The organism is Pseudomonas sp. PvP001 (assembly GCF_040546375.1).
Taxonomy (GTDB): domain Bacteria; phylum Pseudomonadota; class Gammaproteobacteria; order Pseudomonadales; family Pseudomonadaceae; genus Aquipseudomonas; species Aquipseudomonas coleopterorum.
The window spans coordinates 1,985,500-2,012,070 of sequence record NZ_JBEPNQ010000001.1 but is presented as its reverse complement, the minus strand read 5'-3'; the positions used below and the strand labels follow the sequence as shown (position 1 = coordinate 2,012,070).

18 protein-coding genes, 2 tRNA genes and 2 pseudogenes are annotated in these 26,571 nt (G+C 62.8%); 17 read left to right on the top strand and 5 right to left on the bottom strand.

Annotated features, from left to right (window positions below; genetic code table 11):
- The first annotated feature begins 1 nt into the window (after nucleotide 1).
- From miaA to ABMD26_RS09170, 8 genes are all read left to right on the top strand, one after another.
- Nucleotides 2-973: a tRNA (adenosine(37)-N6)-dimethylallyltransferase MiaA gene (gene miaA, locus ABMD26_RS09205; RefSeq protein ID WP_134722962.1), complete on the top strand. Its 972-nt coding sequence runs from the start codon at nucleotides 2-4 to the stop codon at nucleotides 971-973.
- Between the two features lie 94 nt (nucleotides 974-1,067).
- On the top strand, nucleotides 1,068-1,328 hold the full coding sequence (gene hfq / locus ABMD26_RS09200; protein WP_043191144.1) for an RNA chaperone Hfq: 261 nt from the start codon (nucleotides 1,068-1,070) through the stop codon (nucleotides 1,326-1,328).
- Between the two features lie 12 nt (nucleotides 1,329-1,340).
- Complete coding sequence (hflX, locus tag ABMD26_RS09195; RefSeq protein WP_049862036.1) at nucleotides 1,341-2,642, top strand: ribosome rescue GTPase HflX; 1,302 nt, start codon at nucleotides 1,341-1,343, stop codon at nucleotides 2,640-2,642.
- A gap of 96 nt (nucleotides 2,643-2,738) precedes the next feature.
- Complete coding sequence (gene hflK / locus ABMD26_RS09190) at nucleotides 2,739-3,923, top strand: FtsH protease activity modulator HflK (RefSeq protein ID WP_049862035.1); 1,185 nt, start codon at nucleotides 2,739-2,741, stop codon at nucleotides 3,921-3,923.
- A complete protein-coding gene (gene hflC, locus ABMD26_RS09185) occupies nucleotides 3,923-4,792 on the top strand; it encodes a protease modulator HflC (RefSeq protein ID WP_049862034.1) in 870 nt (289 codons plus the stop codon). Before hflK ends, hflC begins: the two co-directional genes overlap by 1 nt.
- A 235-nt stretch (nucleotides 4,793-5,027) precedes the next feature.
- The gene (locus ABMD26_RS09180; RefSeq protein WP_320522949.1) at nucleotides 5,028-6,215 is read left to right on the top strand and encodes an ATP phosphoribosyltransferase regulatory subunit; all 1,188 of its coding nucleotides are present in this window, start codon (nucleotides 5,028-5,030) and stop codon (nucleotides 6,213-6,215) included.
- Between the two features lie 54 nt (nucleotides 6,216-6,269).
- Entirely contained in the window at nucleotides 6,270-7,559 is a 1,290-nt protein-coding gene (locus tag ABMD26_RS09175; protein ID WP_192069194.1) for an adenylosuccinate synthase, read from the top strand.
- A 142-nt stretch (nucleotides 7,560-7,701) separates the two neighbouring features.
- Nucleotides 7,702-9,636, top strand: coding sequence for a methyl-accepting chemotaxis protein (locus tag ABMD26_RS09170; protein WP_354309159.1), 1,935 nt, complete (start codon nucleotides 7,702-7,704; stop codon nucleotides 9,634-9,636).
- A 105-nt stretch (nucleotides 9,637-9,741) separates the two neighbouring features.
- Here ABMD26_RS09170 and ABMD26_RS09165 read toward each other — a convergent pair whose 3' ends face one another.
- From ABMD26_RS09165 to ABMD26_RS09150, 4 genes are all read right to left on the bottom strand, one after another.
- A complete protein-coding gene (locus ABMD26_RS09165; protein WP_122744013.1) occupies nucleotides 9,742-11,295 on the bottom strand; it encodes an ABC transporter permease in 1,554 nt (517 codons plus the stop codon).
- A complete protein-coding gene (locus tag ABMD26_RS09160; RefSeq protein WP_134722964.1) occupies nucleotides 11,292-12,308 on the bottom strand; it encodes an extracellular solute-binding protein in 1,017 nt (338 codons plus the stop codon). Before ABMD26_RS09160 ends, ABMD26_RS09165 begins: the two co-directional genes overlap by 4 nt.
- A gap of 200 nt (nucleotides 12,309-12,508) precedes the next feature.
- Nucleotides 12,509-12,595, bottom strand: a tRNA-Leu gene (locus ABMD26_RS09155).
- A 187-nt stretch (nucleotides 12,596-12,782) separates the two neighbouring features.
- Nucleotides 12,783-12,869: transfer RNA gene (locus tag ABMD26_RS09150), tRNA-Leu, on the bottom strand.
- A gap of 226 nt (nucleotides 12,870-13,095) precedes the next feature.
- Between ABMD26_RS09150 and rnr the strand changes: the two genes are divergently transcribed.
- The 8 genes and pseudogenes from rnr to ABMD26_RS09110 all read left to right on the top strand — a co-directional run bounded on the left by rnr (nucleotide 13,096) and on the right by ABMD26_RS09110 (nucleotide 22,899).
- Nucleotides 13,096-15,729, top strand: coding sequence for a ribonuclease R (rnr, locus tag ABMD26_RS09145; protein WP_134722965.1), 2,634 nt, complete (start codon nucleotides 13,096-13,098; stop codon nucleotides 15,727-15,729).
- Nucleotides 15,726-16,475: a 23S rRNA (guanosine(2251)-2'-O)-methyltransferase RlmB gene (gene rlmB, locus ABMD26_RS09140; protein WP_090355897.1), complete on the top strand. Its 750-nt coding sequence runs from the start codon at nucleotides 15,726-15,728 to the stop codon at nucleotides 16,473-16,475. The genes rnr and rlmB overlap by 4 nt, the downstream gene beginning before the upstream one ends.
- Nucleotides 16,476-16,771: 296 nt before the next feature.
- Nucleotides 16,772-17,197 carry a 30S ribosomal protein S6 gene (rpsF, locus tag ABMD26_RS09135; RefSeq protein ID WP_056844368.1) on the top strand — a complete coding sequence of 142 codons (426 nt, stop codon included), beginning with the start codon at nucleotides 16,772-16,774 and terminating at the stop codon, nucleotides 17,195-17,197.
- 28 nt (nucleotides 17,198-17,225) lie between these two features.
- Entirely contained in the window at nucleotides 17,226-17,456 is a 231-nt protein-coding gene (rpsR, locus tag ABMD26_RS09130; RefSeq protein WP_008368574.1) for a 30S ribosomal protein S18, read from the top strand.
- Nucleotides 17,457-17,494: 38 nt separating this feature from the next.
- Nucleotides 17,495-18,391: a YybS family protein gene (locus ABMD26_RS09125; protein ID WP_049862026.1), complete on the top strand. Its 897-nt coding sequence runs from the start codon at nucleotides 17,495-17,497 to the stop codon at nucleotides 18,389-18,391.
- Between the two features lie 21 nt (nucleotides 18,392-18,412).
- Nucleotides 18,413-18,859, top strand: coding sequence for a 50S ribosomal protein L9 (rplI, locus tag ABMD26_RS09120; RefSeq protein ID WP_043191123.1), 447 nt, complete (start codon nucleotides 18,413-18,415; stop codon nucleotides 18,857-18,859).
- 115 nt (nucleotides 18,860-18,974) lie between these two features.
- Nucleotides 18,975-20,373, top strand: a pseudogene (gene dnaB / locus ABMD26_RS09115) (replicative DNA helicase).
- Between the two features lie 222 nt (nucleotides 20,374-20,595).
- Complete coding sequence (locus ABMD26_RS09110; protein WP_049862024.1) at nucleotides 20,596-22,899, top strand: YgiQ family radical SAM protein; 2,304 nt, start codon at nucleotides 20,596-20,598, stop codon at nucleotides 22,897-22,899.
- Between the two features lie 41 nt (nucleotides 22,900-22,940).
- On the opposite strand, the gene ABMD26_RS09105 is transcribed toward ABMD26_RS09110, so the two are convergent.
- Nucleotides 22,941-23,975 (bottom strand): hypothetical protein, encoded by a 1,035-nt coding sequence (locus ABMD26_RS09105; RefSeq protein WP_354309154.1) that lies wholly within the window; start codon nucleotides 23,973-23,975, stop codon nucleotides 22,941-22,943.
- A 229-nt stretch (nucleotides 23,976-24,204) separates the two neighbouring features.
- On the opposite strand from ABMD26_RS09105, the pseudogene ABMD26_RS09100 reads away from it, so the two are divergent.
- Nucleotides 24,205-26,557 (top strand): annotated as a pseudogene (locus ABMD26_RS09100) (transglutaminase family protein).
- Nucleotides 26,558-26,571 lie beyond the last annotated feature (14 nt).

Below are 26,571 nucleotides of genomic sequence, written 5' to 3'. Positions count from 1 at the left end.
GATGAGTGGCCTACCTCCGGCGATCTTCCTCATGGGACCTACCGCCGCCGGCAAGACCGACCTGGCCATCGAGCTGAGCAAGGTGTTGCCCTGCGAGCTGATCAGCGTCGACTCGGCGCTGGTCTACCGAGGCATGGACATCGGCACCGCCAAGCCGTCGCCCGCGGTGCTCAAGGCCCACCCGCATGCCTTGATCGATATCCTCGACCCGGCGCAAAGCTACAGCGCCGCCGATTTCCGGCGCGACGCCCTGCAAGCCATGGCGCAGATCACCGCGCGCGGCAACATCCCGTTGCTGGTCGGCGGCACCATGCTGTACTTCAAGGCGTTGCTCGAAGGGCTGGCAGACATGCCCGGCGCCGACGCCCAGGTGCGCGCCGACCTGGAAGCGCAGGCCGCCCGCGAAGGCTGGCAGGCATTGCACGACCAGCTCGCGGCGGTCGATCCGGTGTCCGCCGCGCGCATTCATCCCAACGATCCGCAACGCCTGATCCGGGCGCTGGAGGTGTATCGCGTAAGTGGTTCGAGCATGACCGAGCTGCGCGCGCGACAATCTGCGCAAAGTACCGAACCAGGCGCATTGGCAAGCGGGCAATTGCCCTATACTGTGGCCAACCTGGCCATCGCGCCCGCCGATCGCTCGGTGCTGCATGAGCGAATTGCCATGCGTTTCGAACAAATGCTGGAACAAGGCTTCGTCCAGGAGGTCACTGCCTTGCGTGCTCGAAGTGACTTGCATGCTGGGCTCGCGTCTATACGAGCGGTGGGCTATCGGCAAGTCTGGGATCATCTGGATGGCAAGCTGACCGAGGTGCAGATGCGCGAACGCGGCATCATCGCGACTCGCCAATTGGCCAAACGGCAGTTCACCTGGTTGCGCAGTTGGGCCGATCTGCAGTGGCTCGACAGCCTGGCGGGCGACAATCTGCCTCGCACCTTGAAATACCTGGGCTCGGCCTCCATATTGAGCTGAGTCCCGCAATTGCCGTCTATCCTTGGGGTCTGACGGTCAAAGCCTTCATCTTTTTACAGCTTTTCCACTATTGATCCTTAAAGGAGTGCGGCACATGTCAAAAGGGCATTCGCTACAAGACCCTTACTTGAACACCTTGCGTAAAGAGAAGGTCGGCGTCTCGATCTATCTGGTGAACGGTATCAAGTTGCAGGGCCAGATCGAATCGTTCGACCAGTTCGTCATCCTGCTGAAGAACACTGTCAGCCAGATGGTCTACAAACACGCGATTTCCACGGTTGTACCGGTGCGTCCGATTCGTCTGCCAAGCGCGACCGAATCCGAGCAGGGCGACACCGACCCAGGTAACGCTTGATAGGAGTCTGCCTTGTTCTTTGAGCGCCACGGTGGTGGTGAACGAGCGATCCTCGTTCATCTGGATGGTCAGGACCCTGAGGCGCGCGAAGACCCGCAGGAGTTTCAGGAGCTGGCCATCTCGGCCGGCGCCGAAACTGTCGCATTCGTCAATGTCGCCCGTCATCGGCCCAGTGCCAAATTTCTGATCGGCAGCGGCAAGGTCGAGGAACTGCGTGATCAGGTCAAGACCGAACACGCGGATCTGGTGATCTTCAATCACACCCTCACACCCAGCCAGGAACGCAACCTCGAGAAGATCTTCGAGTGCCGCGTGCTGGACCGTACCGGTCTGATCCTGGACATCTTCGCGCAACGCGCCCGTACCCATGAAGGCAAGCTGCAGGTCGAACTGGCCCAGCTCGAGCACATGAGCACGCGGCTGGTTCGCGGCTGGACTCACCTCGAGCGCCAGGGTGGCGGCATCGGCCTTCGCGGTCCCGGGGAAACCCAGCTGGAAACCGACCGACGCCTGCTGCGTGTGCGCCTGCGCCAGATCAAGCAGCGCCTGGAGAAGGTCCGCAGTCAGCGCGAGCAGGCCCGGCGGGGGCGCCGGCGTGCCGATATCCCCTCGGTGTCCCTGGTGGGTTACACCAACGCCGGCAAGTCGACCTTGTTCAACGCGATCACCCGCTCCGAGGTGTACGCGGCCGACCAGTTGTTCGCCACACTCGATCCGACCTTGCGCCGGCTCGAGTTGAACGACCTGGGGCCGGTGATTCTGGCCGACACGGTGGGCTTCATTCGTCACCTGCCGCACAAGCTGGTCGAAGCGTTCCGCGCCACCCTCGAAGAGTCGAGCAACTCCGACCTGCTGCTGCACGTGATCGACGCCCATGAGCCCGAGCGCATGGCGCAGATCGAGCAGGTCATGGCGGTGCTCACCGAGATCGGCGCACAAGGCTTGCCGATCCTCGAGGTGTATAACAAACTCGATCTGCTCGAAAACGTCGAGCCGCAGATACAGCGCGATGCGGACGGCAAACCGGTCCGGGTCTGGGTATCGGCGCGCGACGGTCGCGGCCTCGAGCTGGTCAAGCAGGCTGTCGCCGAGCTGTTGGGCGAGGACCTGTTCGTCGGGACGTTGCAGCTGGGCCAGAAACTGGGCCGTCTGCGTGCCCAGCTGTTTTCGCTGGGCGCGGTGCAAAGCGAAGCGCATGATGAGCAAGGTGGCAGTCTGCTGGCAATCCGCCTGCCACGTGCGGAACTCAATCGCCTGGTCAGTCGCGAAGGCATGGAGCCCGCTGAATTCATCGAGCAACACACTTTGCAATAAAAGCCTGACGTGGCAGCTGTGCTGTCGTGTCGGGCATTCTGTAGCATTGGTCGGCGCGCCGTGGGTGCGTCTTTGCTTTATCAGATGGAGAGCGCTATGGCTTGGAATGAGCCGGGTGGCAACTCGAACAATCAAGATCCTTGGGGTGGAAAACGCCGTGGAGGCGACCGCAAGGGGCCACCGGATCTCGACGAGGCCTTCCGCAAACTGCAGGACAGCCTGAACGGTCTGTTCGGTGGTGGAAAGAAACGCACAGGTGGTGGTGGCGACGGGGGAGGCACGTCCAAGGGCGGTGGTCTCGGCCTGTTGGGCATCGGCCTTGCCGTGCTCGGCGCTATCTGGCTGTACAGCGCGGTGTATGTGGTGGACGAGCAGGAACAGGCCGTTGTGCTGCGCTTCGGCAAGTACTACGAAACCGTGGGTCCGGGTCTGAACATCTACTTCCCGCCGATCGACCGCAAGTACCTGGAAAACGTCACGCGCGAGCGTTCGTATACCAAGCAGGGCCAGATGCTCACCGAAGACGAGAACATCGTCGAGGTGCCGCTGACCGTGCAGTACAAGATCACCAACCTGCAGGATTTCGTCCTGCGCGTCGACCAGCCTGAAATCAGCCTGCAGCACGCCACCGACAGTGCGCTGCGCCATGTGGTGGGTTCCACCGCCATGGACCAGGTGCTGACCGAAGGCCGCGAGCAGATGGCTGGCGAAATCAAGGAGCGCCTGCAGCGGTTCCTCGACACCTACCAGACCGGTATCACCGTCACCCAGGTCAACGTACAGAGCGCGGCAGCCCCGCGTGAGGTGCAGGAAGCCTTCGACGACGTGATCCGTGCCCGTGAAGATGAGCAACGCTCGCGCAACCAGGCCGAAGGCTATGCCAACGGCGTGATTCCCGAGGCCCGCGGCCAGGCCCAGCGCATCATCGAAGATGCCAACGGCTACCGCGACGAAGTGGTTTCGCGTGCCAAGGGTGAGGCCGATCGCTTCACCAAGCTGGTCACCGAGTACCGCAAGGCCCCCGACGTGACCCGCCAGCGTCTGTACCTGGAAACCATGCAGGACGTCTACAGCAACACCAGCAAGGTGCTGGTGGCCAGCAAGGAAGGTCAGAACAACCTGATCTACCTGCCGCTGGACAAGATGGTCGGTGGTGACCGCAATAACAGCAGCACGCCTGCCGCCAGCACGCCGTCATCGGCGAGCGACGCCGCCGGCGCCCGCGCTGCGGCCGACCTGCAGCAGCAACAGCGTGAAATGCGTTCAAGGGAGAGTCGCTGATGGGCAATAAATCTGTGATCGCCCTGATCGTCGCCGTCGTTCTGGCGGTGGCAGCATGGAACTGCTTCTACATCGTGGCGCAAACCGAACGTGCGGTCCTGCTGCAATTCGGTCGCGTGGTTCAGGCCGATGTCCAGCCTGGACTGCATGTGAAGCTGCCGTACGTCAACCAGGTGCGCAAGTTCGATGCGCGGCTGATGACCCTCGACGCGCCGACCCAGCGGTTCCTGACCCTGGAGAAGAAAGCGGTGATGGTCGATGCCTATGCCAAATGGCGTGTGAAGGATGCCGAGCGCTACTACACCGCTACTTCCGGCATGAAGCAGATCGCCGACGAGCGTCTGTCGCGTCGTCTCGAATCGGGTCTGCGTGACCAGTTCGGCAAGCGCACGCTGCATGAAGTGGTGTCGGGTGAGCGGGATGCGTTGATGTCCGACATCACCACCTCACTCAACCGCATGGCTGACAAGGAGTTGGGTATCGAAGTCATTGACGTGCGCGTCAAGGCCATCGACCTGCCCAAGGAAGTCAACCGCAGCGTGTTCGAGCGCATGAGCACCGAGCGTGAGCGCGAGGCGCGCGAGCACCGTGCCAAGGGTAACGAACTGGCGGAAGGTATCCGTGCCGATGCCGATCGTCAGCGTCGCGTCCTGCTGGCCGAAGCCTATCGCGAGTCCGAGGAAGCGCGTGGTGACGGTGATGCCCAGGCCGCAGCCATCTATGCCCAGGCCTATGGTCAGGATCAGGAGTTCTACTCCTTCTTCCGCAGCCTGCAGGCTTACCGCCAGAGCTTCGCCAACAAGAGCGACGTGATGGTGCTCGACTCCAAGAGCGATTTCTTCCGCTTCATGGAGAAGTACAAGCCCTGATCGGCTTTCCCCGCCGGGCGGTTTAACCGTTCGGCGGGGTGAACGATCGGCAAAACGTGTGTATGATGCGGCAGCCGGGAAATTCCCGGCTTTTTTGCGTCTGCAAGATCGATTGGCCGATTCATAGGCCCGGTTCATGAGGACATTGCCCCGCGACGTGCTTGCGGTGGGCGATTTCTGCTTCACTCAAGGCTAGCCCGACGGCAGGCCACCCGGATCATAGGGGAAAGGCGTAATGGCAACGGTAGACCGCTGGCTGCTGCCAGATGGCATCGAAGAAGTACTGCCGCCTGAGGCTGCGCGCATCGAAGTCGCGCGGCGCCAGGTGTTGGACCTGTTCCAGAGCTGGGGTTACGAGTTCGTCGTGACTCCGCATATCGAATACCTCGAATCGCTGCTGACCGGCGCCGGCCAGGACCTTGACCTGCGCACTTTCAAGGTGATCGACCCGCAATCGGGTCGGCAGATGGGTTTCCGTGCCGATATCACGCCCCAGGTGGCGCGTATCGATGCACATACCTTGCGTCGTGAAGGGCCGAACCGTCTGTGCTATGCCGGCAGTGTCCTGCATGCGCAGCCTCGCGCCCTGTCCAGTTCGCGCAGCCCCATCCAGTTGGGTGCGGAGCTGTATGGCGATGCCAGCCCCAGCAGCGACGTGGAAGTCATCAGCCTGATGCTGACCATGCTCGAAATGGCCGATGTGCCAGACGTGCACATGGATCTGGGGCACGTCGGTATCTACCGTGGCCTGGCCCGCGCGGCGGGCCTGTCGGGGGATGTCGAGCAACAGTTGTTCGATGCCCTGCAGCGCAAGGCCATCGACGAGGTGATCACCCTGACCGAAGGGCTGCAGGCCGATCTGGCCGAGATGCTGCGGGCTCTGGTCGGGCTGTGTGGCGGGCGGGAAGTGCTGGCCCAGGCCAAGGTACGCCTGGCCAATGCACCGGCGGCGGTGCTGACCGCGCTGGACGACCTGCTGACGATTGCCGAACGCCTGTCGTTGCGTTTTCCGCAATTGCCGCTGTACTTCGACTTGGGCGAACTGCGCGGTTATCACTATCACACCGGCGTGGTGTTTGCCGTGTTCGTTCCAGGCATGGGCCAGTCCATCGCTCAGGGCGGCCGCTACGACGACATCGGCGCGGATTTCGGCCGCGCTCGCCCGGCTACCGGGTTTTCCACGGACCTCAAGTCCCTGGTCACCCTGGGCCGGGCTCGAATCGAACTGCCGTGCGGTGGCGTCTGGATGCCCGATAGCACTGATGCAGCACTGTGGCAGGTGGTCTGCCAGCTGCGCCGCGAGGGCCAGCGCGTGGTCCAGGCCCTGCCGGGCCAGACGATCGAGGCTGCTGGCGAGGCAGATTGCGACCGTCAATTGATTCAGCAGAACGGGCAATGGCAAGTGCTGCCACTGGCCTCTTGAGTATTCCTGCCGGCCGCTGCCGGCACCAAGTTTGCGCGAATGAGGACAAGTGTTATGGGTAAGAATGTCGTAGTCCTGGGCACCCAATGGGGTGATGAGGGCAAAGGCAAGATCGTTGATCTGCTGACCGAACATGCTGCCGCGGTAGTGCGCTATCAAGGCGGTCACAACGCTGGCCACACGCTGGTGATCGACGGCGAGAAAACCGTCCTGCACCTGATTCCTTCGGGCGTGCTGCGCGAAGGCGTGCAGTGCCTGATCGGCAACGGCGTGGTCGTTGCACCCGACGCTCTGATGCGCGAGATCACCAAGCTGGAAGAGAAGGGCGTACCGGTGCGCGAGCGCCTGCGTATCAGCCCGTCCTGCCCGTTGATCCTGTCCTTCCACGTGGCGCTGGATCAGGCCCGTGAAAAGGCCCGTGGCGAGCTGAAGATCGGCACCACCGGCCGCGGCATCGGCCCGGCGTACGAAGACAAGGTTGCACGTCGCGGCCTGCGCGTGGGCGACCTGCTCAACATGCCGCGCTTCGAAGACAAGCTGCGTGAACTGGTGGATTACCACAACTTCATGCTGGTCGGTTACTACAAAGAGCCGGCCATCGAGTTCGAGAAGACCCTGGCCGAGTGCAAGGAATACGCCGAGCTGCTCAAGCCGCTGATGCTGGACGTGACGGCCGAGCTGCACGAACTGCGTCGCGCTGGCAAAGACATCATGTTCGAAGGCGCCCAGGGTTCGCTGCTGGACATCGACCACGGCACCTACCCCTACGTGACCAGCTCCAACACCACCGCAGGTGGCGTGGCGACTGGCTCGGGCGTCGGTCCCATGTTCCTGGACTACATCCTGGGCATCACCAAGGCCTACACCACCCGTGTAGGTTCGGGGCCTTTTCCGACCGAGCTGTTCGACGAAGTCGGCGCGCACCTGGCCAAACAAGGCCATGAATTCGGCGCAACCACCGGCCGTGCCCGTCGCTGTGGCTGGTTCGACGCTGTCATCCTGCGCCGCGCGATCGATGTGAACAGCATCTCGGGCATCTGCCTGACCAAGCTGGACGTACTCGATGGTCTGGAAACCATCAATATCTGCACCGGCTACAAAGATGCAGAAGGCAATGACGTTGCCCCCACCGACGCCGACAGCTACGTCGGCCTGCAGCCGGTGTACGAAGAAGTGCCGGGCTGGACCGAGTCGACCGTGGGTGCCAAAACCCTGGAAGAGCTGCCAGCCAATGCCCGTGCCTACATCAAGCGCGTCGAAGCGCTGATCGGCGCACCGATCGATATCATCTCGACCGGTCCTGATCGCAACGAGACTATCGTGCTGCGTCATCCGTTCGGCTGATCGCGGTTCGTGCACCACAGCAAAAGGCCCTTCGGGGCCTTTTGTCGTTTCAGGGACAGGTCGGCCGTCCGGCACGGCGTTTGCTGTGTGATTCCGAATCAGGTGCCAGTATTACGATGGCGTCAATAAAAAGGGGATTCACATGTCCGCTGTCCTTTCTCTTCTGCGCAGCCGCTTGCTGCGTCCGGTTTTCATTGCCTTGGGTATCGCTCTTTTGGTGCAGGTGCTGGCCGCCATTGCGCTGACCCGAAGCACCGTCACTGCACTCGAAGCCGACTTGGATCAGCGCATGGCCCAGGACAGCCAGCGGCTGACAGGGGAACTGCAAAGCGCCAGTGCGGAGGTGTCCTCCGGGCTCGAAAGTCTTTCCGCCAACACGCGTCAGCGCCTGAGTGCCGGTTTGTCGGCGCGCCTGACCCAGGAACAGGCACAGATTCGAGCGACCCTGGACAAGGACCTGCAGGATTCGGCCACCGACATGGCCGAGCTGCTGGCCTCGGTTGCGCCGCGGGCCATGTGGGACAACGATGTACCGACGCTGTCCGAGTTCGCCCGCCGCGCTCAGCGCAACCCCAACGTGCTGTTCGTGATCTACAACGACGCGCAGGGCGAGCACCTGACCCGCTACCTGAATCGCGACAACCCGATCAACCAGGCGCTGATGGCCAAGGGCGCCGGTGAGCGCGCCCTGGACAAGGTGCTCGATGCGGCCAGGAATGATCCGGGGGTGATCTATGTCGAAGCTTCGATCAATCCCAACGGCGTGGAGATTGGCCGCGTGCTGATGGCCGTTTCGCGCACGGGCGTCGAAGCGCAGGTAGCCGAACTGGACAAGCGTTTTGCCGCGCTGATTGCCAGTGCCGGGCAACTGGTGGGCGAAAGTCTGCAAGGCGCCTCGGCCGAAAGCGCCAAGGCGTTGCAGGCCCGTCTGCGGTCGGCGGAATCGGCGGCAGCGACCATGCAGGCCAATACCCACAGCACTGTGCAGGACGCTGCGGCGCAGTTGCGCTGGCGCATCGGGCTGTGCCTGGCCCTGGTAGGGCTGGCCATGCTGGTGGTGCTGGCCGCCGTGCTGGGCCGTCGTGTGGTGCATCGCCTGCGCCTGCTGGTCGGCGCCTTGGATGACCTGGCTGCTGGTGAAGGCGACCTGACCAAGCGGGTGGCGATCCACAGCCGCGACGAGATCGGTGACATGGCGGCAGCCGTCAACCGTTTCGTCGACAAGCTGCAGCCCATCGTTCGCGAAGCGGGCGAGGTGGCGCACAAGACCGGGGTCGAGATCGGCAGCATGGCCCAGCGCAACGCTGGCGCCGACGATGCCGCCCAATTGCAGCGCGATGAAGTGGCGCAGAGCCTGCAGGACTTGTCGCAGATGGCCGATGAGGCCCAGGCCGAGAGTCAGGCGATGCAGTCGGCCTTGCAACAAGTGGTGGAGATCCGTCAGGCCACGGACGACAACACTCGGGCCTCGCAACAGGTCGGCGGCTTGATCGAGGCGTTGGCCGGGCAGGTGCAGAGCGGTTCCAAGGTGATCGAACGACTGGCCGAGCAGAGTCAGCAGATTGAGGTGGTGTTGACGGTGATCCACGGGATCGCCGAGCAGACCAATCTGCTGGCGCTCAATGCCGCCATCGAAGCGGCGCGAGCCGGTGAAACCGGACGTGGATTCGCTGTAGTGGCCGACGAGGTGCGTGCGCTGGCGAGCAAGACGCAAAGTTCGACCGGCGACATTCAAGCGCATATCGGCGCTTTGCAGGCCGGCGCGCGCGAGGCAGTGGCGGCCATCGGCCAGGCCGGACGTCAGGCGGACGAAGGTCTGGCGGTGCTGCGCGATAGCGCGCGGCTGCAGCAGGCGGTGCAGGCTTCAGTGGAGCAGGTACACGCGGCGATCGGCCTGGCGACCCAGGCCGCCGAGCAGCAGGCGCGCGGCGCGCAGGCCGTGAAGGGGAGGGTGCAGGTGATTCATGCGCAGGCAGAGAAAGCGGCTTTCGCCGTGCAGCAGACCACGGCCAGCAGCCGAGAACTGGACAAGCTCGCGGCCCAGTTGAAAGCCAGCCTGGGCCAATTCCGTGCCTAGATGCCCGCCTGTAGGAGCGGTCATAGGCCGCGAAAGGCGCATTGCGGTCTACCTGACGAACCGCGTTGCCCTTTTCGCGGCCACGGACCGCTCCTACAGGAGGGCCTAACGTGTGTGGCTCAGGTACATCCGAGTCGTGAGCAGGTACACCGGTACTCCGGAGATCAGGATCAGCAAGGCCGCATAGGGCGCGGCAGCGGCGAACTCCATGTTCGAGGTGTGTGACCACACTTCGGTTGCCAGGGTGGTCATGCCGGTGGGGGCCAGAACCAGCGTGGCGGTGAGCTCCTTCATGCCGTCCAGGAACACCAGCGCGAATGCCGCCGCCATGGCCGGGAAGATGATGGGCAACGTCACCCGGCAGAAGGCAGTAAAGGGCGTAGCGCCCAGAGTGCGCGCGGCTTCTTCCAGCTGGGGCGCAGCCTTGTTCAGAGCGTTACGCACCGGTGCCTGCGCCAGGGGCAGAAACAGCAGTGCGTAGGCCAGCAACAGCAAACCCGTGGTCTGGTACATCGCCGGAACGTAGTGCAGGGCGAAATACACCAGGGTCAGGGCGATCACCAGTCCGGGCAGTGCGTGCAGCAGGTACGGCAAACGCTCCGCCCAGATCGCCAGGCGGCCGCGATGGCGCACGACCAGCAAACCGACGGGCAATGCCAATGCCAGGCACAACGCCGCGCCACCCAGCGCCAGTGACAGCGAGGTCAGCAACGCCTCGCCAATGGCCGCCACCGGAAAGGCGGCCGACGAGCCTTTCACCAGCCAATACCCCAGCATGCCCAGCGGCACGCCACTGCCGACGACCACCAGCAGCAGGCAATACAGCTGCGCCACTACACGCCAGGGCCCCAGCCGCAACGGTGTTGCCCGGCGGGCTGCGCCTTGACCGGTACGGATGTGGCGCGCGGTACCCCGCACCCTCAGCTCCAGCCACAGCAGCAACAGGCACAGAACCAGCAGCAGCGCTGACAGCATCGCCGCATTGGTATTGCTGAATTCGAGCTCGAACTGTTGGTAGATCGCTGTGGTGAAGGTCTGCAATCCCAGGATCGACAGCGCGCCGAACTCCACCAGCATGTGCAGCGCGATCAGCAGTGCGCCACCCAGCACTGCAGGCCACAGCAGCGGCAGGGTCACCTTGAAGAATACACCGGTGCGGTTCTGCCCCAGCGTACGGGCTGACTCTTCCAGCGAGGTATCCAGATTGCGCAGCGTCGCCGCGACCGGAAGAAACACCAACGGGTATTTCGACAGCGTCATGACCAGGATGGCGCCGCCCAACCCCTCGAATCCGGAGCTCAATGAAACCCAGGTGAAGCCGCTGACGAAGGCGGGGACCGCGAACGGCAGGCACAGGATCACGCCCCAAAGCCTCCGACCGGCCAGGTCGCTGCGCTCCAACAGCCAGGCCAGGCTCACACCGATCACCACGCAGGCCGCGGTCACCCCAGCCATCAACATCAGGGTGTTGCCCAGCAAACGCAGGACGTAGGGGCGCCAGAGCAACCTGATCGCTTCGTGCAAGCCGGCCTGCCACGCTTTGAGGCCGACGTAGAGCAGGGGCAGCAGGCTCAGTCCGACCAACAGCAGGACGGGCGCGAGCACCCAGATCGAGGGGCGCTTGCGCTGCCCCGTGGCACTGACAGGGGGCGTGATCAATTCAGGCCGACGTCCCGTTCCATGTCCAGGGCGTCCTCGGCATTGCCTATGTCAGCCGGGGTGATGGCAGGTGCCTGCAATTCGTCGAATGGCTTGAGGCCACGGTCCGAGACCATGCCTTTGTGCAGCGGGTATTCAGCGGTAGTCTGGGTGATCACGCGCTGGCCCTCTTCGCTGGCCATGTAGGCGAGCAGTGCCTGGGCCTCGCGTGGGTGCTTGCTGGACTTGAGGACCGCAGCCGAGGAAATGGTGATGAGGCCGCCGGCGTCGCCGTTGCTGAAGTAGTGCAGCTTGGAGTCGAGTTGGCCTTTCTCGCGCTGCAGTGCGAACCAGTAGTAGTTGTTCACCAGCACGGTGGCGATTTCGCCGTTTTCCACTGCCTTGAGGGCGACCATGTTGTTGGTGTAGGTCTTGCCGAAGGCGCGCAGGCCGGTTAGCCATTCTTCGGCAGCTTCTCGCCCGTGCAGCTTGATGATGGCAACGGCCTGCTCCTGGAAGGCGCCGCTGGTCGGTACGAAGCCGACCTTGCCCTGCCATTGCGGCTCGGCGAATTCCAGCACCGTTTCAGGCAGGTCCTTTTCGTCGATCAGCTTTGGGTTGTAGGCCACAACCCGTACGCGAGCGGTCACGCCTATCCAAGAGCCGTCCTTGGCGACGTACTCGGGTGGAAGCATGTTCAGGGTGCTGTCGTCGGTCTTGGCCAGGAAGCCTTTCTCGCCCAGGTTGTTCAGGGGCGGGGATTCTTCGGTGTAGATCAGGTCCGCCGGAGAGCGTTCGCCTTCCTCCATCACCTGGCTGGCCAGTTGATTGCTGCTGCCCTTGCGGACATTGACGTGAATCCCGGTCTTGGCCTCGTAGGCCTTGGCGATGGCTTCGCCGATTTCCTTGTGCTGACCGTTGTAGAGGGTCAGCTCGACCTTGTCGGCGGCCTGCGCCAATGGAGCGACCAGGGCGGTGCTCAGCAGGCATGCAGCCAGTGCACGCAGCAGGGACCGGGAGTTTCGAGACGTCATGGACTACTTCCTTACGGCAGGGCAGCGGAATCTTGAAACAATTGTAAACGATATGGGTTCTCAGGTGCTCGTACGCCGTGCGAGCCCGTCGTAGGAGCGGTCATCGGCCGCGAAGGGTGCGCCGCGGATACGGAGAGAGAGGACGGATTTTCGGAACCCGAAAACGCAAAAACCCGCTTTCGCGGGTTCTTGTGAAGAATTGGTGCCCAGAAGAAGACTCGAACTTCCACGACCGTAAGGTCACCAGCACCTGAAGCTGGCGTGTCTACCAATTTCACCATCTGGGCAGCATCAGCAGCGTTGTACGCCGTTGATGGGGCGCACTATACGGCGGCCTTTTTGATCTGTAAACCCCTGTTTTGATTTTGTTAATTCAAATCATCGTGCAGGGGACGCGGAGGCCTGAAACGCAAAAACCCGCTTTCGCGGGTTTTTGTGAGTGACGCAAGATTGTTGTAATCTCGTGTCCTGAATTGGTGCCCAGAAGAAGACTCGAACTTCCACGACCGTAAGGTCACCAGCACCTGAAGCTGGCGTGTCTACCAATTTCACCATCTGGGCAGCATCTGCAACGCTGTGCGTTGTCGATGGCGCGCACTATACGGAGCGCTCTTTGTGCTGTAAACCCCTCTAGCGAGAAAAATCGACTAAAATTCTGCAGTGGCGTCCCGGACACTGTTTTCGACCTCGGGGCAGGGCTTTTAACTGGCAGGCAGCGCCTGAAATTTCCCGTTTCAATACGCGTATGCCAAACTAACGCCTATATAGACAAGGTGAATTCTCTCTAATGGCCGATTGGCAGACCCTCGATCCCGAGGCCGCTCGTGAAGCGGAAAAATACGAAAACCCCATTCCCAGCCGCGAGCTGATCCTCAAGCACCTCGACGAGCGCGGCTCCCCCGCCAGCCGCGAGGAGCTGGTGGACGAGTTCGGCCTCACCACCGAGGACCAGCTGGAAGCCTTGCGCCGCCGTCTGCGAGCCATGGAACGCGATGCGCAATTGATCTACACCCGCCGCGGCACCTATGCCCCGGTGGACAAGCTCGACCTGATCGCCGGCCGCATCAGCGGTCACCGCGACGGTTTCGGCTTCCTGATTCCCGACGATGGCAGCGACGACCTGTTCATGAGCCCGGCGCAGATGCGTCTGGTGTTCGACGGCGACCGTGCCCTGGCCCGCGTCTCCGGTCTGGACCGTCGCGGCCGCCGCGAAGGCGTGATCGTCGAAGTGGTGTCGCGTGCCCATGAAACCATCGTTGGCCGCTACTTCGAAGAAGGCGGCATTGGTTTCGTAACGCCGGACAACCCCAAGGTGCAGCAGGAAGTGCTGATCACCCCCGGCCGCCACGGCGCCGCGAAGATCGGCCAGTTCGTCGGGGTGAAGATCACCCACTGGCCCACCGCGCGCTTCCAGCCCCAGGGTGACATCGTCGAAGTGCTGGGCAACTACATGGCCCCGGGCATGGAAATCGATGTAGCCCTGCGCACCTACGACATTCCTCATGTATGGCCCGAGGCCGTGCTCAAGGAAGCCGCCAAGCTAAAGCCTCAGGTGGAAGACAAGGACAAGGAAAAGCGCATCGACCTGCGCCACCTGCCGTTCGTCACCATCGACGGCGAAGACGCCCGCGACTTCGACGATGCTGTCTATTGCGAAGCCAAGAGCAAGCTGCGCCTGTTCAATGGTGGCTGGACCCTGTACGTCGCCATCGCCGACGTTTCCAGCTACGTGAAACTGGGCTCGGCACTGGATGCCGAGGCGCAGGTACGTGGCAACTCGGTGTACTTCCCCGAGCGCGTGATCCCGATGCTGCCCGAGCAGCTGTCCAACGGCCTGTGCTCGCTGAACCCCAAGGTCGACCGCCTGGCCATGGTCTGCGAGATGACCATCTCCAAGACCGGCGAGATGACCGACTACAGCTTCTATGAAGCGGTGATCCATTCTCACGCGCGCCTGACCTACAACAAGGTCAGCACCATGCTCGAGCACTCGCGCACCAGCGAAGCCAAGGCCTTGCGCGGCGAGTTCGGCGAAGTGCTGCCCCATCTCAAGCAGCTGTATGCGCTGTACAAGGTATTGCTGTCGGCTCGCCACGTGCGTGGCGCCATCGATTTCGAGACCCAGGAAACCCGTATCGTCTTCGGCTCCGAGCGCAAGATCGCCGAGATCAAGCCGACCGTGCGCAACGACGCCCACAAGCTGATCGAGGAATGCATGCTGGCGGCCAACGTGGCCACCGCCGAGTTTCTCAAGAAGCACGAGATTCCGGCCCTGTATCGCGTTCACGACGGCCCGCCGCCGGAGCGTCTGGAAAAACTGCGTGCCTTCCTCGGCGAGCTTGGTCTGTCGCTGAACAAGGGCAAGGACGGTCCGTCGCCCAAGGATTACCGTGCGCTGCTGGAAACCATCCAGGGTCGCCCGGATTTCCACGTGATCCAGACCGTGATGCTGCGCTCCCTGAGCCAGGCGGTGTACAGCGCCGACAACCATGGCCACTTCGGCCTGAATTACGAGGCGTACACCCACTTCACATCGCCGATCCGTCGCTATCCCGACCTGCTCACGCACCGGGCGATCCGCAGCGTGATCCACTCCAAGCAGGACACCCCGCACGTCAAGCGCGCCGGTGCGCCGACCATTCCCAAGGCGCGTATCTACCCGTACGACGAAGCCGCGCTGGAGCAGTTGGGCGAAGAGTGCTCGATGAGCGAGCGTCGGGCCGACGAAGCCACCCGTGACGTGGTCAACTGGCTCAAGTGCGAGTTCATGAAGGACCGCGTTGGCGAAACCTTCCCGGGCGTGATCACGGCAGTGACCGGTTTCGGCCTGTTCGTCGAACTGACCGACATCTTCGTCGAAGGCTTGGTGCACGTCACCGCGCTGCCGGGCGACTACTACCATTTCGATCCGATCCACCATCGCCTGGCCGGCGAGCGCACCGGGCGCAATTTCCGTCTGGGCGACACGGTCGAAGTGCAGGTCATGCGGGTCGACCTGGACGAGCGCAAGATCGATTTCGGCATTGGCGAAGCGACGCTCAATCAGCCGATCGGTCGCAAGAACCGCAAGGCCGATGCGCCAGCGGGCAAGCCCAAAAGCTACCCGACCACGCCAGCCGTCGAAAAAACCGTTGCCGAGAAGCCAGCTGCTTCGGCCAAGCGCAGCTCGGCACCGAGCAAGCGCAAGGCCGAAAGCGACGAGGTCTACCGGGCATCGGACGCCGCGGCCAAGAATGCCGAAGTGCGCAAGAGCCGGGAAATGAAGAAGGCTTTGCTGGCCGACGCAGCCAAGGGCGGCTCGGCCAAGGCCAGCAACGGCCGCGGCAGCGCTGGCGCCAGTGCCGGAGGCGACTCCAAGCCGAGCAAGCATCGCAAGGGTCCGTCTAAATCGGGCAGCCGCAAACCCAAGGCCAAGTCATGAGTCAGCTGGAAAAGATCTACGGCGTGCACGCCGTGGAAGCGTTGTTGCGTCATCACCCGAAACGGGTCAAGCAGATCTGGTTGTCCGATGGCCGCAGCGAGCCGCGGGTGCAGACCTTGGTCGAGCTGGCCACGCAGAATCGCATTTCCGTGGGTCAGGCCGAGCGTCGTGAGCTGGATGCCTGGGTCGAAGGCGTGCATCAGGGCGTCGTGGCGGAAGTCAGCCCCAGCCAGGTGTGGGGCGAGGCGATGCTCGACGAGCTGCTCGACCGCACCGAGGGGCCGCCCCTGTTGCTGGTGCTGGACGGCGTGACCGATCCGCACAATCTGGGGGCCTGCCTGCGGACCGCCGATGCGGCCGGAGCGCTGGCCGTGATCGTGCCCAAGGACAAGTCCGCCACCCTGACGCCGGCCGTGCGCAAGGTGGCCTGCGGCGCGGCGGAAGTGATTCCGCTGGTGGCGGTGACCAACCTGGCGCGTACTCTGGAAAAGCTCCAGCAGCGTGGCCTGTGGGTCGTGGGCACCGCTGGCGAGGCGGAAGTCGAGATCTACCAGCAGGACCTGACCGGGCCCACCATCCTGATCATGGGGGCCGAGGGCAAGGGCATGCGCCGCCTGACCCGCGAGCACTGCGACTATCTGGTGAAGCTGCCGATGGCCGGCAGCGTGAGCAGTCTGAACGTCTCGGTGGCGACTGGTGTGTGCCTGTTCGAGGCGGTTCGGCAGCGTAACGCCAAAAAGAAGTGATCCGACCGAGCTGGCCCCTTCGCGGGCAGAGCCCGCTCCCACAAATATGACCGATAGGTGTGGCGGGCGGCGAGCGCTCCGCCCGCGAATGCGGTGGCAGAGACATTGCCACCGCTGTTCAAATATTCACCAATCCTCTTGCTTCCCCCCAACCCCTTCTCTACAATTGCGCCCCTTGCCGTGATGGCTGGCGCACTTGTGCGCATTTACCGGCGCACCACCCAGCAAGACACACAGTGTCATTCACTCCTTGTCTGACCGCTCTGGCGGCAGGCTACAACCCGTAAGGAGCATTCATGCGTCATTACGAAATCATCTTTCTGGTCCACCCGGATCAGAGCGAGCAAGTCGGCGGCATGGTTGAGCGTTACACCAAGCTGATCGAAGAAGACGGCGGCAAGATCCACCGTCTGGAAGATTGGGGCCGTCGTCAACTGGCCTACGCCATCAACAACGTTCACAAGGCTCACTACGTGATGCTGAACGTTGAGTGCACCGGCAAGGCCCTGGCCGAGCTGGAAGACAACTTCCGCTACAACGATGCCGTGATCCGTAACCTTGTCATCCGTCGCGACGAAGCCGTCACCGACCAGTCCGAGATGCTCAAGGCAGAAGAAAACCGCAGCGAGCGCCGTGAGCGTCGTGACCGTCCTGAGCACTCTGACAACGCCGATGGCGATGACAGCGACAACAGCGACGCCAGCGATAACGCTGACGAGTAATCCACGGACCTTTTGAGGAGCCCATTACATGGCACGTTTCTTCCGTCGTCGTAAATTTTGCCGCTTCACCGCTGAAGATGTGAAGGAGATCGACTACAAAGATCTCAACACTCTGAAAGCCTACGTATCCGAAACCGGCAAGATCGTTCCAAGCCGTATCACCGGTACCAAGGCTCGTTATCAGCGTCAGCTGGCCGTCGCTATCAAGCGCGCCCGCTTCCTGGCCCTGCTGGCCTACACCGACAGCCACGGCCGCTGAGACCGGGTTGTCGACAAGTAGTAAAAGGATAGATACGCATGCGTGCCCTGGCTGATTTCATCATGCGCGGTCGCATGCAGGCCACACTGGTTGTGGTCGGATGTGCGGCTTTGCCGCTGTTGTTCTGGTTGAGTGCTGCTGCAGCGTGCCTGGTGTACCTGCGGCGCGGCATGAGTGACGCTTTTGGCGTCCTCGTCTGGGCTCTGCTGCCGGCTCTGGCCTGGTGGTATTTCGGCGAACCGCGCACCTTGATGGTGTTGCTGGGCGCGCTGGGGCTCGCGGCGCTGTTGCGCGCGGGGTGGGCCTGGAATCGCGTGCTGCTGGCCAGCATAGCGCTGGGGCTGGTGTACGGAGTGTTGTTGGGTGTGGTGTTTCGCGAACCCATCGAAGCGTTGGCGCAGGCGTTGAACGAACGCCTGCCGCAGATGCTCGGTGGTCTCTACCAGCAGATGTCGGTGGAAGAGCGGGCAAACCTCGGCAACCTCATTGCACCGGTACTCAACGGACTGATAGCGGCCCTGTTGCAAGTCGTCAGCGTGGCAGCCCTGATGCTGGGGCGTTACTGGCAGGCGGCGTTGTACAACCCAGGTGGTTTCGGCAGCGAGTTTCGCGCCATTCGCATTCCACTCTGGCCAGCGGTCCTGCTGCTGGCGTGCATGCTCATCGGTCCGAACTTCGGACCTCAGATGGCCATGTTGACGCCGCTGTGCAGCGTACCGCTGGTGTTCGCCGGGCTGGCCCTGATGCATGGGCTGGTCAAGGCGGGCAAGCTGGGCAAGTTCTGGCTCGTAGGGATGTACGTCACGCTCGTGCTGTTCATGCAGCTGATCTATCCGTTGCTCGTGGTCCTGGCCATTGTCGACAGCCTGATTGATTTTCGCGGCCGAATCGGGCCGAAAGGCACCGATAGCGATTCCGCGAACGGTGAAGGTTAAAAGTTAAGAGGTTTATACCAAATGGAACTGATCCTGCTGGAAAAAGTCGCCAACCTGGGCAACCTGGGCGATAAGGTAAATGTTAAGGCCGGTTACGGCCGTAACTTCCTGCTGCCATTCGGCAAGGCTACCGCTGCGACCGCTGCCAACCTGGCTGCGTTCGAAGAGCGTCGCGCCGAGCTGGAAAAAGCAGCTGCCGACAAGAAGGCTTCGGCCGAAACTCGCGCTGCCCAACTGGCTGAGCTGGAAGTGACCATCACTGCCACCGCTGGCGACGAAGGCAAGCTGTTCGGTTCGATCGGCACCCACGACATCGCTGATGCCCTGACCGCCTCCGGCGTCGAAGTGGCCAAAGCTGAAGTGCGTCTGCCGAACGGCACCATCCGTAACGTTGGCGAATACGACGTAGCCGTGCACCTGCACAGCGACGTTGAAGCTACCGTACGCGTTGTCGTAGTAGCTGCATAAGTCGGCTGGCACCTCGGGTGCCAGGCGGTTTAACATCGGGCACGACCTGTTTACAGGCCGTGCCCTTTGTCTTTTTGAAGAAGCTGTTTTTCTGCAACCCTAATTTCAAGTGGCCATGAACGAGATATCCGCTCCCGAGCAATACGACCTGCAAACCGCTGCCCTCAAGGTGCCTCCGCATTCCATCGAGGCCGAACAGGCCGTGCTCGGTGGCCTGATGCTGGACAACAACGCCTGGGAGCGCGTGCTCGATCAGGTTTCGGACGGCGACTTCTATCGTCATGACCACCGCCTGATCTTCCGCGCCATCGCCAAGCTGGCCGATCAGAACACTCCGTTCGACGTGGTGACCCTGCACGAACAGCTCGACAAGGAAGGGCAGGGTACTCAGGTCGGTGGCCTGGGCTACCTGGGCGAGCTGGCCAAGAACACGCCGTCGGTGGCCAACATCAAGGCCTACGCGCAGATCGTGCGCGAGCGTGCCACCCTGCGCCAGTTGATCAGCATCAGCACCGAGATTGCCGACAGCGCTTTCAATCCGCAGGGACGCAACGCGGCCGAGATTCTCGACGAGGCCGAGCGGCAGATCTTCCAGATCGCCGAGGCACGGCCCAAGACCGGCGGGCCGGTGAGCGTCAACGACCTTTTGACCAAGGCCATCGACCGCATCGACACGCTGTTCAACACCGATGCGGCCATTACCGGCCTGTCCACCGGCTATACCGACCTCGACGAGAAGACCAGTGGCCTGCAACCGGCCGACCTGATCATCGTCGCCGGCCGTCCGTCCATGGGCAAGACCACCTTCGCCATGAACCTGGTGGAAAACGCCGTGCTGCGCAGCGAGAAGGCCGTACTGGTGTACTCGCTGGAGATGCCAGGCGATTCGCTGATCATGCGTATGCTCTCTTCGCTGGGGCGTATCGACCAGACCAAGGTGCGTTCGGGCCGCCTGGACGACGACGATTGGCCGCGGCTGACGTCGGCGGTCAACCTGCTCAACGATCGCAAGCTGTTCATCGACGATACGGCGGGCATCAGCCCGTCGGAAATGCGTGCGCGGACACGTCGCCTGGTGCGCGAGCACGGCGAGATCGGCCTGATCATGATCGACTACCTGCAGTTGATGCAGATCCCCGGCTCCAGCGGTGACAACCGTACCAACGAGATTTCCGAGATCTCGCGCTCGTTGAAAGCCCTGCGCCAAGGAATTCAATTGCCCGGTGGTGGCGCTGTCGCAGCTCAACCGCTCGCTCGAGCAGCGGCCGAACAAGCGTCCGGTGAACTCCGACTTGCGTGAATCCGGGGCGATCGAGCAGGACGCCGATGTGATCATGTTCGTCTACCGTGACGAGGTGTATCACCCGGAAACCGAGCACAAGGGTATTGCCGAGATCATCATCGGCAAGCAGCGTAACGGTCCGATCGGTTTCATTCGCCTGGCATTCATCGGCAAGTACACCCGCTTCGAGAACCTTGCGCCGGGCAGCTACAACTTCGACGACGACGAGTAGTGATTCTGCAGGTACGGCCCCTTCGCGGGTAGAACCCGCTCCCACAGGAGCGGCGTACAGCGCCGCTTCTTGTGGGAGCGGGCTCTGCCCGCGAAAGGGTCACTGCGGTTTATCAGGTCTACCGGATAAATATCTTCGCCGCCTATTTCCGACTAAAGCCATCGGAATTGGTTATTTTTTGTGCTATATTCCGCGCCCGCGATTTTTCATACGGTCATCGACATGCAAGCAGCCAAGCCGCTTTTTGACTATCCCAAGTACTGGGCCGAATGCTTCGGCCCAGCGCCTTTCCTGCCCATGAGCAGGGAGGAGATGGATCAGCTTGGCTGGGATTCGTGCGACATCATCATCGTCACCGGTGATGCCTATGTCGACCATCCGTCGTTCGGCATGGCCATCATTGGCCGCCTGCTGGAAGCCCAGGGGTTTCGCGTGGGCATCATTGCCCAGCCGAACTGGCAGTCCAAGGACGACTTCATGAAGCTGGGCGAGCCGAACCTGTTCTTCGGTGTCGCGGCCGGCAACATGGACTCGATGATCAACCGCTACACCGCCGACAAGAAGGTGCGCTCCGACGACGCCTACACGCCCGGCGGCCTGGCCGGCTCGCGCCCTGATCGCGCCAGCCTGGTGTACAGCCAGCGGTGCAAGGAAGCCTATAAGCACGTGCCGATCGTGCTGGGTGGCATCGAGGCATCGCTGCGCCGCATTGCGCACTACGACTACTGGCAGGACAAGGTCCGTCATTCGATCCTGATCGACGCCTGCGCCGACATTCTGCTGTACGGCAACGCCGAACGCGCCATCGTCGAAGTGGCCCAGCGGCTGTCCTATGGCCAGAAGATCGAAGAGATCACCGATATCCGCGGCACCGCTTTCATTCGCCGCGATACGCCCAAGGATTGGTACGAAGTCGACTCGACCCGTATCGACCGGCCGGGCAAGGTCGACAAGATCATCAACCCGTACGTGAACACCCAGGACACCCAGGCCTGCGCCATCGAGCAGGAAAAGGGCAATGTCGAGGACCCCAACGAAGCCAAGGTGGTGCAGATCCTCGCCAGCCCGCGGATGACGCGGGACAAGACCGTCATCCGTCTGCCGTCCTTCGAGAAAGTGCGTGGCGATGCCGTGCTGTATGCCCACGCCAACCGCGTGCTGCATTTGGAAACCAACCCCGGCAATGCCCGCGCACTGGTGCAGCGTCATGGCGAAGTGGACGTGTGGTTCAATCCGCCGCCCATTCCCATGACCACCGAGGAAATGGACTACGTGTTCGGCATGCCCTATGCCCGGGTCCCGCACCCGGCGTACGGCAATCAGAAGATCCCGGCCTACGACATGATTCGCTTCTCGGTGAACATCATGCGTGGCTGCTTCGGTGGCTGCACCTTCTGCTCGATCACCGAGCACGAAGGGCGGATCATCCAGAACCGTTCCGAAGAGTCGATCATCCGCGAGATCGAAGAGATCCGCGACAAGGTGCCTGGCTTTACCGGGGTGATTTCCGACCTCGGCGGCCCGACCGCGAACATGTACCGCATCGCCTGCAAGAGCCCGGAAATCGAATCCGCGTGCCGCAAGCCGTCGTGCGTGTTCCCGGGTATCTGCCCGAACCTCAACACCGACCACTCATCCTTGATCCAGCTGTACCGCAGCGCGCGGGCACTGCCGGGCGTGAAGAAGATCCTCATCGCCTCGGGCCTGCGCTACGACCTGGCGGTCGAGTCGCCGGAGTACGTGAAGGAGCTGGTGACGCACCATGTCGGCGGTTACCTGAAGATCGCCCCGGAGCATACCGAGGAAGGTCCGCTGAACCAGATGATGAAGCCGGGCATCGGCTCCTACGATCGGTTCAAGCGCATGTTCGAGAAGTTCTCGAAAGAGGCGGGCAAGGAGCAGTACCTGATCCCGTACTTCATCGCCGCCCACCCGGGCACCACCGATGAAGACATGATGAACCTGGCGCTGTGGCTCAAGGGCAACGGTTTCCGTGCCGATCAGGTGCAGGCGTTCTACCCCTCGCCGATGGCGTCGGCGACGGCCATGTACCACTCGGGCAAGAACCCGCTGCGCAAGGTCACCTACAAGAGCGACAACCTGACCATCGTCAAGAGCGAGGAGCAGCGCCGTCTGCACAAGGCGTTCCTGCGCTATCACGATCCCAAGGGCTGGCCGATGCTGCGCGAGGCGCTGGAGCGCATGGGGCGTGCCGACCTGATCGGGCCGGGGAAAAACCAGCTGATTCCGTTGCACCAGCCGGCCACCGACACCTACCAGAGTGCACGGCGCAAGAACTCCACGCCTGCGGGCAGCCACAAGGTGGCCAAGGAAACGCGCATCCTGACCCAGCACACCGGTCTGCCGCCGCGCGCCAGCGACGGCTCCAAGCCGTGGGACAAGCGCGAGCAGGCCAAGGCCGCCGCCGAAGCCCGCAGCAAGCAGGCCGCCAAGGACCGTCAGCAGGCGGCCAAGCCGGGCAAGGGCAAGAAGAAGCCTACCCGCCAGCCGGTGTTACCACGCTGACGATGGGGCCGGATGCCGGGGGAGCTCGCTGTCAGGGTTTCTCACGGCATCAGGAAGCGCGGCGGAATGTCCCCGTGTATGTAGAACACCTCGGACTCACGGTGCACGGCAATGTTGTCGATCGCCTTGAGTACCGTGGCGCGTGTCACCTTTCTGGCTTCCACCAGCCGCTGGGAGTCGGCCAGAAGAATGTCGTTGATGGTGCGAAAGCCGGTCGGATCCTGGGTGGTGTCGATTTCGAACACCGGGGCGCCGCGCCCCTTGGCGAATTTACTGGCTACCGCCCGCTCTGCACTCAGTGATAGCACTTCTCCATTGCTTCCGCCTTGGCGAGCGGTGTGCATGACAATCGCCGCAAGATAGTCATCGCCCTGCAGGTTGCCACCCGGCGCACGCTGCAGCCCGTCGCGCGCCGCGCTTTCGACGGTGTTGCCGATGTGGCCGCGGTAGACGCGCTCAGGCACTTCGAAATTCAGTGCCTGGATTTCCGCCACTGACTCCAGTTGGCCGGGACCTTTGGCGCTGCTGTTGGCCCGCTGCTGCAGCAGGCTTTCCAGAAACGACGACCTGCTCGCTCCGGTATGAGGCTGGCGAGGGGCACGGTTGGCAATCGCCTGACCGGCAAGGTCGTCTTTGGCTTGGATACGTGTGCCGTTGCGCAGGCGGGAAAGCGCCATCATCAGTTTTTGGCTGTTTTTGAATCCTCCGGTCGTTGGCGATTTGATCGCAACGGTGGTCGCCGGCTTAGGGGCGAGAGTCGGTCGCACGGAGGAGGGGGGTGCAGACGGACGCGGCGCGGCGGGCCGCGTGGTCACTCGGCCCACTTGGCCGCCGGGGCCGGAAGCAAGGGTGCCCAGCGCCACTTCCAGGGCGATATCGGCAGCGCCGGGAGCGGGTGGCTCGCCCTCGTCGTCGGGGATATCGGCATCGTCGACCGTGTTCAGCCCGGTTCGCCATTTGTAATGTTCTCGCTGGTAGGCCTGCCAGGTGTCGCGGGTATCGAACTGCGGTTCCTGCCGAGCGGCTTCAGGGGTGGGCAACGGTTCATGTTCCAGGTTGCGGTCATCGATAGTCATATGGGTGTCTCTGAAGGAATAGAACCCTCAAAGTAGTGGCGCCGGGGCGCAGCACGGCGATACATGTTTATCGCAAGACGCAGCGCTCAATGTATGCGACGCTGATACAGCGCCCAGGCCCCGGCACTCTTTTGCAGCCAGCCTTCATCGCAGACTCGCTCGAAGGCCGCAGCGGCCGTGTGGCATGAGTCTTGCGCTGCTCACGTTCCAGGCTCGCAGGAGGCACGCCGTGTCGATTCATGTCGCACTGAACCACGTCACCCATTACCGCTATGACCGCGCCATCGAGGTCGGCCCCCAGGTGGTGCGTCTGCGCCCGGCGCCGCACAGCCGTACGCGTGTGCTTTCCTATGCCCTGAAGGTGTCGCCAGCGCAGCACTTCATCAATTGGCAGCAGGACCCGCAGGGCAATTACCTGGCCCGCCTGGTGTTTCCGGAGAAGGCTACCGAGCTGCGCATCGAAGTGGATCTGGTTGCCGAGATTGCGGTGTTCAACCCGTTCGATTTCTTCCTCGAGCCCCATGCACAGTGCATCCCTTTCGCCTACACCCAGGAGGAGCAGCATGAGCTGGCTCCCTACCTGGAGACCTTGGCCCTGACGCCCCGCTTCCAAGCGTATCTGGACGGCATCGACCGCACGCCGATTCCCAGTATCGATTTTCTGGTCAGGCTCAATCAGCAGCTCAGTGAGGACATTCGCTACCTGCTGCGCATGGAGCCTGGCGTGCAGACGCCCGAGCATACGCTTGTGACCGGGGCCGGTTCGTGTCGCGATTCTGCCTGGCTGCTGGTGCAGCTGATGCGCCGGTTGGGGATTGCGGCGCGCTTCGTGTCCGGCTACCTGATTCAGCTGGTGGCCGACGAGCAGGCGCTGGACGGCCCGTCCGGTACCGAGGTCGACTTCACCGACCTGCATGCCTGGTGCGAGGTGTACCTGCCTGGTGCGGGCTGGATCGGTCTGGACGCCACCTCCGGCTTGTTCGCAGGCGAGGGCCATATCCCTTTGGCGTGCAGCCCCGAGCCCTCGTCGGCAGCGCCCATCAGCGGGCGAGTGGAGCCGTGCGAGGTGACGTTTTCGCACCGGATTGTCGGTGCAGCGCATCTGGCAGACGCCGCGTGTCACCTGGCCTGTGAGCGAGCCGCAGTGGGCGGACATGCAGGCGTTGGGACAGCGGGTCGATGCCGATCTGCAGGCGCTGGATGTGCGCCTGGGTATCGGCAGCGAGCCCACCTTCGTGGCCATTGAGGGCGCGGGTGTCGCGCAACCGCAAGCGTCCAACGATCTGCCTGCGAGTCGGTTCGAAAACACCTCGACGGCAGGTGTGTTCAGGGTCGACGTGCCGCCGTCGACGAGTTGGGCACAGTCGGTCAAGGATGTCGAAGAACTGTACGAGCAGGCCCGACAAAACCGTCTCGGAACCCTGCGGTTCATGATCGACGGTCGGCAAATGGGGACGGGTGCGGGCAATGCGCTGCTGCTCGGTGGCGCACGTGCCGAGGATTCGCCGTTCCTGCGTCGGCCCGATCTGCTGCGCAGTCTGATCGGTTACTGGCATGACCACCCGGCGTTGACCTACCTGTTCAGTGGCATGGCTTGGCCAATCCCGCGAGTGGACGAGACCCGTGGCGATGCATTGTACGAACTGGAAATCGCCCTGTCGCAGTTGCCCGAGCCCGGTGCGCCATGCCCGCCAGGGTTGATCGACCGCTTGTTGCGCCCGCTGCTGGTGGATGTCGCCGGCGACCCGGATCGTGCACAGTTCTGCATCGTCGAATTGCAGGGCGATGGCCCCGACGAACATCAGGGACTACTGCGGCTGCAGGGATTCGAGATGCCGCCCCATGCGCGGATGAACCTGGCGCTGCAGTTACTGCTGCGCTGCCTGGTCGCACGTTTCTGGCGCACGCCCTACGCGCCGGCGAGGCTGACCCGCTGGGGCACGCAACTGCACGACCGCTTCATGTTGCCGTATTTCATCGAGCGTGATTTCGCCGAGGTGCTCGACGATCTCGACGCGGCGGGCTATGCAGTGGACAGCCAATGGTTCGCTGCGCAACGAGCGTTTCGCTTTCCTGTGATCGGTGACTACGCGGTGGCCGGGATCGAGCTTGAATTGCGGCACGCGCTGGAGCCCGGCCCCGCGCGCGGCAGTGCCAGTGGCACCCTGGAACGTCTGCAGGTGCGGGTCAATGGCTGGCTGTCGGATCGTTTCCGACTGGCCGTCAATGGTCGTCCCTTGCCGCTGACCGCCACCGGGCGTGCAGGCGAGTTCGTTGCCGGAGTGCGCTACCGCGCCTGGCAGCCCGCTCATGACGAGCACGCCACTGGCCAGACCGATGTGCCCTTGACCTTCGACATCGTCGACACCTGGACCCAGCGCTCGCTGGGCGGCTGCCAATACCACGCGGCTCATCCCGGTGGCCGCAATTACCAAAGCCTTCCGGTGAATGCCAACGAAGCGGAGAGCAGGCGCCTGGCGCGATTCTTCCGCATTGGCCACAGCCCTGGCCCCTTGGTGCTGCCACCGCTCAAGGTCGACGACGACTGGCCGATGACCCTGGACATGCGCCGCCGCCCATAGGCTGAAGTGCGACC

Excerpts from the sequence above, each read along its gene's own strand:
- ABMD26_RS09180 (WP_320522949.1), top strand. The coding sequence starts at position 5,028 with ATGGCAACGGTAGACCGCTGGCTGCTGCCAGATGGCATCGAAGAAGTA.
- rnr (WP_134722965.1), top strand. The coding sequence starts at position 13,096 with ATGGCCGATTGGCAGACCCTCGATCCCGAGGCCGCTCGTGAAGCGGAA.
- ABMD26_RS09125 (WP_049862026.1), top strand. The coding sequence starts at position 17,495 with ATGCGTGCCCTGGCTGATTTCATCATGCGCGGTCGCATGCAGGCCACA.
- ABMD26_RS09105 (WP_354309154.1), bottom strand. The coding sequence starts at position 23,975 with ATGACTATCGATGACCGCAACCTGGAACATGAACCGTTGCCCACCCCT.
- ABMD26_RS09160 (WP_134722964.1), bottom strand. The coding sequence starts at position 12,308 with ATGACGTCTCGAAACTCCCGGTCCCTGCTGCGTGCACTGGCTGCATGC.
- ABMD26_RS09170 (WP_354309159.1), top strand. The coding sequence starts at position 7,702 with ATGTCCGCTGTCCTTTCTCTTCTGCGCAGCCGCTTGCTGCGTCCGGTT.
- hflK (WP_049862035.1), top strand. The coding sequence starts at position 2,739 with ATGGCTTGGAATGAGCCGGGTGGCAACTCGAACAATCAAGATCCTTGG.
- hflC (WP_049862034.1), top strand. The coding sequence starts at position 3,923 with ATGGGCAATAAATCTGTGATCGCCCTGATCGTCGCCGTCGTTCTGGCG.
- rplI (WP_043191123.1), top strand. The coding sequence starts at position 18,413 with ATGGAACTGATCCTGCTGGAAAAAGTCGCCAACCTGGGCAACCTGGGC.
- rpsR (WP_008368574.1), top strand. The coding sequence starts at position 17,226 with ATGGCACGTTTCTTCCGTCGTCGTAAATTTTGCCGCTTCACCGCTGAA.
- hfq (WP_043191144.1), top strand. The coding sequence starts at position 1,068 with ATGTCAAAAGGGCATTCGCTACAAGACCCTTACTTGAACACCTTGCGT.
- rpsF (WP_056844368.1), top strand. The coding sequence starts at position 16,772 with ATGCGTCATTACGAAATCATCTTTCTGGTCCACCCGGATCAGAGCGAG.
- ABMD26_RS09110 (WP_049862024.1), top strand. The coding sequence starts at position 20,596 with ATGCAAGCAGCCAAGCCGCTTTTTGACTATCCCAAGTACTGGGCCGAA.
- miaA (WP_134722962.1), top strand. The coding sequence starts at position 2 with ATGAGTGGCCTACCTCCGGCGATCTTCCTCATGGGACCTACCGCCGCC.
- rlmB (WP_090355897.1), top strand. The coding sequence starts at position 15,726 with ATGAGTCAGCTGGAAAAGATCTACGGCGTGCACGCCGTGGAAGCGTTG.
- ABMD26_RS09175 (WP_192069194.1), top strand. The coding sequence starts at position 6,270 with ATGGGTAAGAATGTCGTAGTCCTGGGCACCCAATGGGGTGATGAGGGC.